This window comes from Caballeronia sp. EK (genome assembly GCF_014384845.1).
Classification (GTDB): domain Bacteria; phylum Pseudomonadota; class Gammaproteobacteria; order Burkholderiales; family Burkholderiaceae; genus Caballeronia; species Caballeronia jiangsuensis.
Genome location: NZ_JACSUE010000047.1, coordinates 1 through 7,743 on the forward strand (window position 1 = coordinate 1; position 7,743 = coordinate 7,743).

The following is a 7,743-nucleotide window of genomic DNA, read 5'->3' on the forward strand; positions in this document are numbered from 1 at the left end:
CTTCCATGATGGCTCGTGCTGATGGCAGGCACATCTGAAGCCGAATGTACGGACGCAGTCAAGACCTTCGAAAATGCACACCGATCTTGCTCATAGGCGGGAGTCCATGTACGGATATAAGTCCGCAACCACCCTCCTCGCCACGCACAATTACCTTGCAAATGGGAGGCGACCATATAAGTAATGTCGGGTTTGAGCTCATTAGAAATGTCCGGTTTTGTCCCTTGAAGGCGCGCGCTGAGCGCAAGCGTCTTCAAGGGGCTCCACCATGAACGAGCGTGGTTTCATCACGGCGACTATGCACGAACTCGAACGCATCAAAGTGATCGAGGCGGTCTGCGAGCATCGGCTGACGATGGTGCGGGCTGCCGAGCGACTGGGCCTGTGCGAGCGCCAGATCAGCCGTCTGGCTCACCGCTATGCCGCGAGTGGTCCGGCGGGGTTGATCTCGGGCAAGCGCGGACAGCCGAGTAATCGCGAATTACCCGTCGACCTGCGCGCCCGGGCAATGGCGCTGGTGCGCGAGCGCTATGCCGATTTTGGTCCGACGCTCGCCTGCGAGAAGCTGCGTGAATGTCACAACATCGAGTTGGGCAAGGAAACGGTACGGCGCTGGATGCGCGATGCCGGGCTCTGGATTCCGCGCAAGCAGCGTCCACCGACGCTACACCAGCCGAGGAACCGCCGATCGTGTCTGGGTGAACTGATTCAGATCGATGGCAGCGATCATCGCTGGTTCGAGGATCGCGCACCGGCTTGCACGCTGCTGGTGTTTATCGATGACGCGACGGGCCGGCTGATGACCCTGCACTTTACGGCGACCGAGTCGACCTTCAGCTACTTCGAGGCCATGCGCAAGTATCTCGAAGCGCATGGCAAGCCGCTTGCGCTCTACAGCGACAAGGCTGCGATATTTCATTGCAACAACCACGCCGAGGCCGCTGGCAAAGGCGTCACGCAATTTGGACGGGCTTTGTTTGAGCTCAACATCGATACCTGGTGCGCCAATAGCAGCCAGGCGAAGGGACGCGTCGAGCGGGCCAATCTGACCTTGCAGGATCGGCTGGTGAAGGAACTGCGCCTACGTGGCATCAACACGCAGGAGGACGCCAACGCTTACGCGCCCCACTTTAGCGCCGACTTCAACGGCCGCTTTGGCAAGGTTCCAAGAAGCGCGTTCAATGCCCATCGCGCGCTCAGAAGCGCCGAGAACATCGAGTTGATCCTGACCTCACGCGTGGCGCGGCGCGTGACCAAGGTGTTGACGGTTCAATACGACCGGGTCATTTACATGCTCGACGATACGGCGCAGAACCGCGCGCTGATCCACCAGTATCTCGACGTCTTCGAGTACCCGGATGGACGCATCGAGATTCGCGTGAATGGGGCGGCCCTCGCCTATCGTCGATACGATCGGCTTTCCGAGATCGATCAGGGGCCGGTAGTCGAGAACAAACGGCTTGGACACGCGTTGCAAGTCGCTCAGGTGCTGCAGGCCGAGCGCGACGATCGCTGCGCTTCGGGCATGCCCTCGCGTACCAACCAAGGCATGGCGCCACGGCCGAAGGAGCGCAAGGTGGGCACGCGCACGCAGCGCGAACTGACCTTGGAACAACTCAACGCGGCTGTGTTGAGTTCCGCGCGAGAACGGGCAGCCGTGGTGGGGAAATCATGATCTGAAGAAGGATTAACAAGCCCTAGACCCGGACATTTCTAACGAGCCCGCACCCCGACATTTCAATCTGGCCGTGACATTGATTGTTACGGCAAAGTTGTAATCTATGGCCAGCCCGAATTTTGCAACCTCCGGTTTCGACGCCCTCATGGCTTGCGCAAATCTATTCGGAATCAATGTTCCGAGATGAAAACCGCACCGGTCGATCCTCATAATGTCGGCAGCTTTTTTGAGCTGTACACTTGTCAGGTTGTTCGTACGGTCGCTGTGCCGTTGGATCATCAAATTTCCAGCAGTCGCAAAACCTAGTTGGTGAAGCGATAAATCAGTCTACGTGCCGCATGCGCGTGCCATCATAGGTGGTGCGTCGAGTCAGCACTGCCCAAGCGATACGCGCGAGCTTGTTGGCGACGGCGCACGCGACTACGTTTGAGTGCCGTCGCATCAGCATTGAGCGAATCCATTCGCCCAGCCGGTCAGTACGCTTCTCTACGCGCTGAATAACAGCCCGCGCGCCCTGCACGAGCAGATGGCGCAGGTGCTTGTCGCCACGTTTGCTAATTCCGCATAACACGCTTCGTCCACCCGTGCTGTGCTGCCGCGGCACCAGCCCGATCGAGGCTGCAAAGTTCCGGCCATCGGCAAATTGTGCGACGTTGCCAATCTCCGACGCGAGAAGGCTTGCCGTGATGGGTCCGATGCCAGGAATCGACAGCAATCGGGCCGCATTCTCGTCTTCACGCAGTTGCGACTGTGGCGCGACAATCTGGATGAGAGACGCGCGACAAACAAGATGAGAATGTCGCGGCGAGGTTCATGATGCCGATCTTGATTGACGCTGGCAAGGGTTTGTTGATTGACGCTGGCACGTGTCGCATGCCGCGCGTCAATCAAGATGAGAAGCGCGTCAATCGGTGAGGTTGCCTACGACTTGCAGTTGAGTTGCTGGTCATTGTGTGTCCTCCGGGTGCGGCGACACGCTGACGTTCTTGGGTGTAGCCATAGTGGCCGGTCGTCCCTTTCCCTGCTGCTTGCGCTCAAGGGCGGTACGTCGGCGGTAGCTTTCGACGTTGAGTTCAAGGATCGTCGAGTGATGGACCAGCCGGTCGACGGCGGCCAGCGTCATTGCCGGATCGGGGAAGACCTTGTTCCAGTCGCCAAATGGCTGATTTGCCGTTATCAGAAGAGAACGGTTCTCATACCTGGCGCTGATGAGCTCGAACAGCACTGACGTCTCGGCCTGATCCTTACTGACGTACGCGAAGTCGTCTAAGATAAGTAGATCGAAGCGATGCAACCTATTGATGGCGGACTCCAGAGCCAACTCGCGGCGCGCGATCTGCAACCGCTGTACGAGGTCGGTAGTTCGGGCGAAGAGGACCTTCCAGCCTGTCTCCAGCAGGCTCAGTCCGATGGCTGAGGATAAGTGCGACTTACCGCCCCCAGGCGGCCCGAGCAAAATCAAATTGGCGCCGTTGCGCAACCAGCCGTCGCCAGCGCATAACGCCGAGACGTGCGCCCTAGACACCATCGGCACCGCGTCGAAGTCGAAATTCTCCAGCGTCTTGCCCGGCAGCAGCCTGGCCTCCCTGAGGTGGCGTTCGACGCGGCGTCGGTCACGCTCGGCGATCTCGTGTTCGGCCAGCGCCATTAGCAGGCGCGCCGCTGGCCAGCCTTCAGTGTCGGAGCGCTCGGCAAAGCTTGACCAGATCTGCTTGATGGCGGGCAGCCGCAAATCGTTGAGCAGCAGCGACAGACGGGTTGCGTCGAAATCGTAGTTCATGCTGCCACCTCCGTTTCCACACCAAGCAGGGCTTCGTAGTCGCGCAGCGAAGCCACCAGGACGTTCGCCTGCGGCATGCTCGCGGACTTCGCTCCAAAACGCGAACGCAATGCGTCGAGATCAGGCAGTTGTCCGTCAGCCAGGTATTGCTCGAGCGCCCGCGCCAACTGCGCCTCGCAGTTGCGCTCGTGAGCCAGGCTGAGCAGTTCGACCATGGTCTTGCATGCCGTACGCTCCGGTAGCTGTTCGAGCAGACGATCGAAGATCAGTCGATACGCCTCGCGCGGAAAGATCTGATCGCGGTAGACCAAGTTGAGCAGCGCCATGGGCTTGCGGCGCAGCGCGTGGATGATGTGCCGGTAGTTGACGACGTGACCGTGCTTACCATTCGGACCCGGACGACCGCGCTGCAGCGTCATCAGAGCCGTACTGCCCAGAAGCAGTTCTAGCCGATCGTCGTACAGCCGCACGCGAAGGCGATGACCGATCAGCCGAGAAGGGACAGTGTAGAAGACCTTGCGCAGGACGAAGCCGCCGGTGGTGGTGACGTACACACGCGTTTCCTCGTAGTCGCTCGTACGCTGCGCCGGCAGCGGCTGAAGCAGCGCCCGCTCAGCCTCAATGCGCTTGCCATTACGCGCATTGATGCGACCGACGATCTCGTCGATGAAGCGGCGATAGGCTTCGAGTTCCACGAAGTCGTTACTGCCGCGCAGGAGCAACGCATCACGCACTGCGCTCTTGAGGTGGCCGTGAGGGCTCTCGATGGCGCCGTTCTCATGGGCGATGCCACGATTGTTGCGCGTAGGCTGCATGCCGTAATGAACACACAGCGCTTCGTAACGGGTGGTCAGATCGTCGCGCGTTTCGAGTTCGAGATTGCGGAACGCTGCGGACAGGCTGTCGCTGCGGTGCTCGCGTGGCGCGCCACCGAGTGCCCAAAGTGCATTCTGCAGCCCTTCGGCCAGTGCGACATAGCTCTCGCCGCCGAGAATGACGTGAGCGTGTTCAAAGCCCGAGCAGGCCAATCGGAAATGGTACAGACGGTGCTCCAGCGCGACACCCGCCACTGTCACACCGAGGCTGTCCATCTCGGTGAAGTCGGACAACGCGAGGCGACCGGGCTCGTGTACCTGGCGAAACATGACGTCACGATCCTCGCCATGGAGGGCGCGCCAACCGGGGTGGCAAATCACTGACCGCAAGCAGATCCGGCAGCCGGCGTAGCGTGGCTTTCGATAACGGAAGGACAATGCCGAACTCGAGTAGTACGCCGTGAATGCGATTGATTGTGGCCGTGCGTTCATTGACCAGACCCTCGCGTGTGCGATGCAAGGCCGCCAGTAACTGCTGCGCTTCAGTCCTTGGCTCGACAAAGCGCATGGCGGGCCGCGAAGCGGCTTCGCAGATCGCTTCGGCGTCGATGTAGTCGTTCTTGTTGCTCTTCACGAAAGGCCGCACAAACTGAGCTGAGATCAGCTTCGCCCGATGTCCCATCGCATTGAGCTTGTGTGCGAGCCAATGTGAGCCGGCACACGCCTGCATGACCACGGTAACTGCCTTTAGGTTGCTGAAGAATGGAATCAGCCGTGCGCGTGAGAGCTTCTTGCGAAACACCTGACGGCCTTTCGCATCCTGCGCGTGCAGATGAAAAATATGTTTGCCCAGATCGATGCCGATCAGCGTGACCTCGTCCATGTCACCCTCCCTCTACGTTTGATCGAACCTCTCATCGTAGGACGATCGCTGGGATCGGGCTGGCCATTTCATTATGTCGTACTTGAGCAAAGTACAGATGTCGCACCGCAGGGTATTTCGAGGGCAAGCAGGGCTGGTTTTCGCACGCTGCGGAGGCCAGCCATGAGCGAGATCGAGACGATCACCATGACCATGCGCGAAGTCGATCGGCTGAAGGTCGTCGAAGCCGTCGTCGATGAACGGCTGATGACCTGGCGTGCCGCCGAGCGGCTGGGCATGAGTCGGCGGCAGGTCGAGCGCCTGGCCAATCGCTATCGAGTCGAGGGTGACGCGGGGCTGATCTCGAAGCGCCGCAACCGCCCAAGCAATCACCAGTTGCCCGATGACACGATCTGCCGCGCGTAGGCGTTGACCATATAAGAAACGTCCGGTTTTGTCCCCTGAAGGCGCACGCTGAGCGCAAGCGTCTTCACGGGGCTCCGCCATGAACGAGCGAGGTTTCATCACGGCGACTATGCACGAACTCGAACGCATCAGAGTGATCGAGGCAGTCTGCGAGCATCGGCTGACGATGGTGCGGGCTGCCGAGCGACTGGGCCTGTGCGAGCGCAGGACACGGCGCGATTGCCCGAGTGCCGTTGCGGCAGCGTACCGGCAAGAGGAAGCCAACTTAATCGCTGGCTTTTTTCGTTCACCACCTACCGCCCGCACGCACGCGCGGATCGGCCTGCGCCTTACCGCGGAAGTGAGATTCAGATCGCAGTTGCTCGTGCCGACGGTGCCATCGACGACGGCGACACCCGCCGACGTGCGCAGGCGGTACCACGTCGCAGTCTTTCCTGCACCTGCCGCCACCGTGCCCGTGCCGTTGCTGATCGCGTTCGCCGTCACAACGCCATCGCTGCAGCCGGCGCGAACGTCGAGCTGCACAAAAGCGTCGCGAGCAGATTCTGCGTGGTGATGGCGGTGTCCGGCCCGGACGGATTCGAGCCGTCGTAGAAGTCGTACGCGCCACTCGTGCCGACCTTCGAGGTGATTTGATCCTGCTGAGCATTCTTGAGCGCGACGCTGTATTTCAGATCCGATGCCATGAACTATTCCTTTGCGGTTGATATGCGCCACATCACCTGCCGGTCGGTTTCCAGCCGCATTGCGCGGCGCCCGCGCGGTTGTGCGCGAGGATCTAGGCCATTGCGCAGGCCATAATCTTCGCGGTTTTATGATGCATAGCATGCTGGCGGTCACCCCGGAAGGGTTGCCGTTGGGTGTGTTGGGCATGAAGACCTGGACGCGTACACCCGAGGAGCGCGGTAAGGGCGAGTTGCGCAGGCGGCGCACGATCCGGGAGAAGGAAAGCGCGAAATGGCTTGAAGGACTGGAACACCTGAGCGCGCTCAAAGCGCATTGTCCGCAGACGCATTGCATTGGCGTATGCGATCGTGAGGGAGACATCTACGACGTATTCAGGGCCGATCGCCCTGCTGGCGTCGACTGGCTAGTTCGTGCGAGCTGGAATCGCAGGGTGGCGCATCCGCAGAAGTTTCTGTGGGAGACGATCGTCGCAGCGCCGGTGCTGGGCTTCACTGAATTGAAGATTCCAGGTTCGGGTAGCACGGTCGCACGCACCGCACGCCTAACGTTGCGATGCGCGCCGGTGAGCTTGCGCCCACCGCGCTATCGACGCCCCAGAAGATTACCCAACGTTGCCGAGCGCCAGATACACAGCCTTGTTCTTGACGGTGCCTTCGTCGCGGATCTTCAGTCGCAGCGCGTCAAAGTACACGATCGGATACATCGCCTCGAGCGGGCGTTGCTGCCACTGCTCGACCTCAGCCAGCACCTCGTCGGTGACCGTCGAAATCAGATCGGGCGACACCTGCAGCCCGTACAGCTCCAGCAGATGGCCCTGAATCTCGCGCACGCTCATGCCGCGCGCATACATGCTGATGACGTGGTCGTCGAAACCCGGCAGCCGGCGTTGATACTTGCGAACCAGTTGCGGCTCAAACGTCGCCTGCCGGTCGCGCGGAATATCCAGCTTCAGTTCGCCGTTGGGCGTCAGGACCGTCTTCGTGCTAGTGCCGTTGCGGTGATTGCCAGCCTTGCCTTGCTCGGTCTCGGCTTCCAGACGGTGGCTCAGCTCGGCCGCGAGCATGCGTTCGGCCAGCCGCTTCTTGAGTTGGCCGGCCAGACCCGATTCGCCCAGGACCGACTCGGCATCCTTGCCCTGAACTTGTGCAAGCAATTGGTCAATTAGCTCATCGGGAAACAGCTTCGGTGCCTTTGTGCTCTGGTTCTTCTTTGTCACGGTTGCTTCGGTCATAGGACGTTATTCCCCTTATCGTCTCATGACCTCGGCACACTAAAAATCTGACAGGCTCGCGTACCACCGCCTTATTTGCCGTAATCAGTTGGCGCATCTTGTACGCGACGTTGCTGGCCGGAATAGACGGCGATCTGCCATGCGATGTGCTGCTTCAACCACTTGAATGGCGCGCATTGTATTGCCGCGTACACAACACGACGACGTTGCCTGCTCGGCTTCCAACGCTGACGCAGGTCGTGCTATGGATCGCAAAACTCGGCG

Annotated in this window: 3 protein-coding genes and 5 pseudogenes; 2 read left to right on the forward strand and 6 right to left on the reverse strand. The window is 60.2% G+C overall.

Annotated elements, in window-relative coordinates; translation table 11 throughout:
* Positions 1–268: 268 nt before the first annotated feature.
* Complete coding sequence (locus tag IAG25_RS40560; protein WP_187609831.1) at positions 269–1,675, forward strand: ISNCY family transposase; 1,407 nt, start codon at positions 269–271, stop codon at positions 1,673–1,675.
* 325 nt (positions 1,676–2,000) lie between these two features.
* Here IAG25_RS40560 and IAG25_RS40565 read toward each other — a convergent pair.
* From IAG25_RS40565 to IAG25_RS40580, 4 genes and pseudogenes are all read right to left on the reverse strand, one after another.
* Positions 2,001–2,423, reverse strand: a pseudogene (locus tag IAG25_RS40565) (IS110 family transposase); the annotation flags it as partial.
* Between the two features lie 201 nt (positions 2,424–2,624).
* A complete protein-coding gene (gene istB / locus IAG25_RS40570) occupies positions 2,625–3,458 on the reverse strand; it encodes an IS21-like element helper ATPase IstB (RefSeq protein WP_187609833.1) in 834 nt (277 codons plus the stop codon).
* Positions 3,455–4,636, reverse strand: a pseudogene (locus tag IAG25_RS40575) (IS21 family transposase); the annotation flags it as partial. The pseudogene IAG25_RS40575 and the gene istB, both read right to left, overlap by 4 nt.
* A pseudogene (locus IAG25_RS40580) lies at positions 4,635–5,156 on the reverse strand (IS110 family transposase); the annotation flags it as partial. The pseudogenes IAG25_RS40575 and IAG25_RS40580, both read right to left, overlap by 2 nt.
* A gap of 162 nt (positions 5,157–5,318) precedes the next feature.
* On the opposite strand from IAG25_RS40580, the pseudogene IAG25_RS40585 reads away from it, so the two are divergent.
* Positions 5,319–5,558 (forward strand): annotated as a pseudogene (locus IAG25_RS40585) (helix-turn-helix domain-containing protein); the annotation flags it as partial.
* Positions 5,559–6,043: 485 nt separating this feature from the next.
* Here the strand turns inward: IAG25_RS40585 and IAG25_RS40590 are convergent.
* Positions 6,044–6,247, reverse strand: a complete 204-nt coding sequence (locus IAG25_RS40590; RefSeq protein WP_187609835.1) for a hypothetical protein — start codon at positions 6,245–6,247, stop codon at positions 6,044–6,046.
* A gap of 614 nt (positions 6,248–6,861) precedes the next feature.
* A pseudogene (locus IAG25_RS40595) lies at positions 6,862–7,479 on the reverse strand (IS256 family transposase); the annotation flags it as partial.
* Between the last annotated feature and the right edge of the window lie 264 nt (positions 7,480–7,743).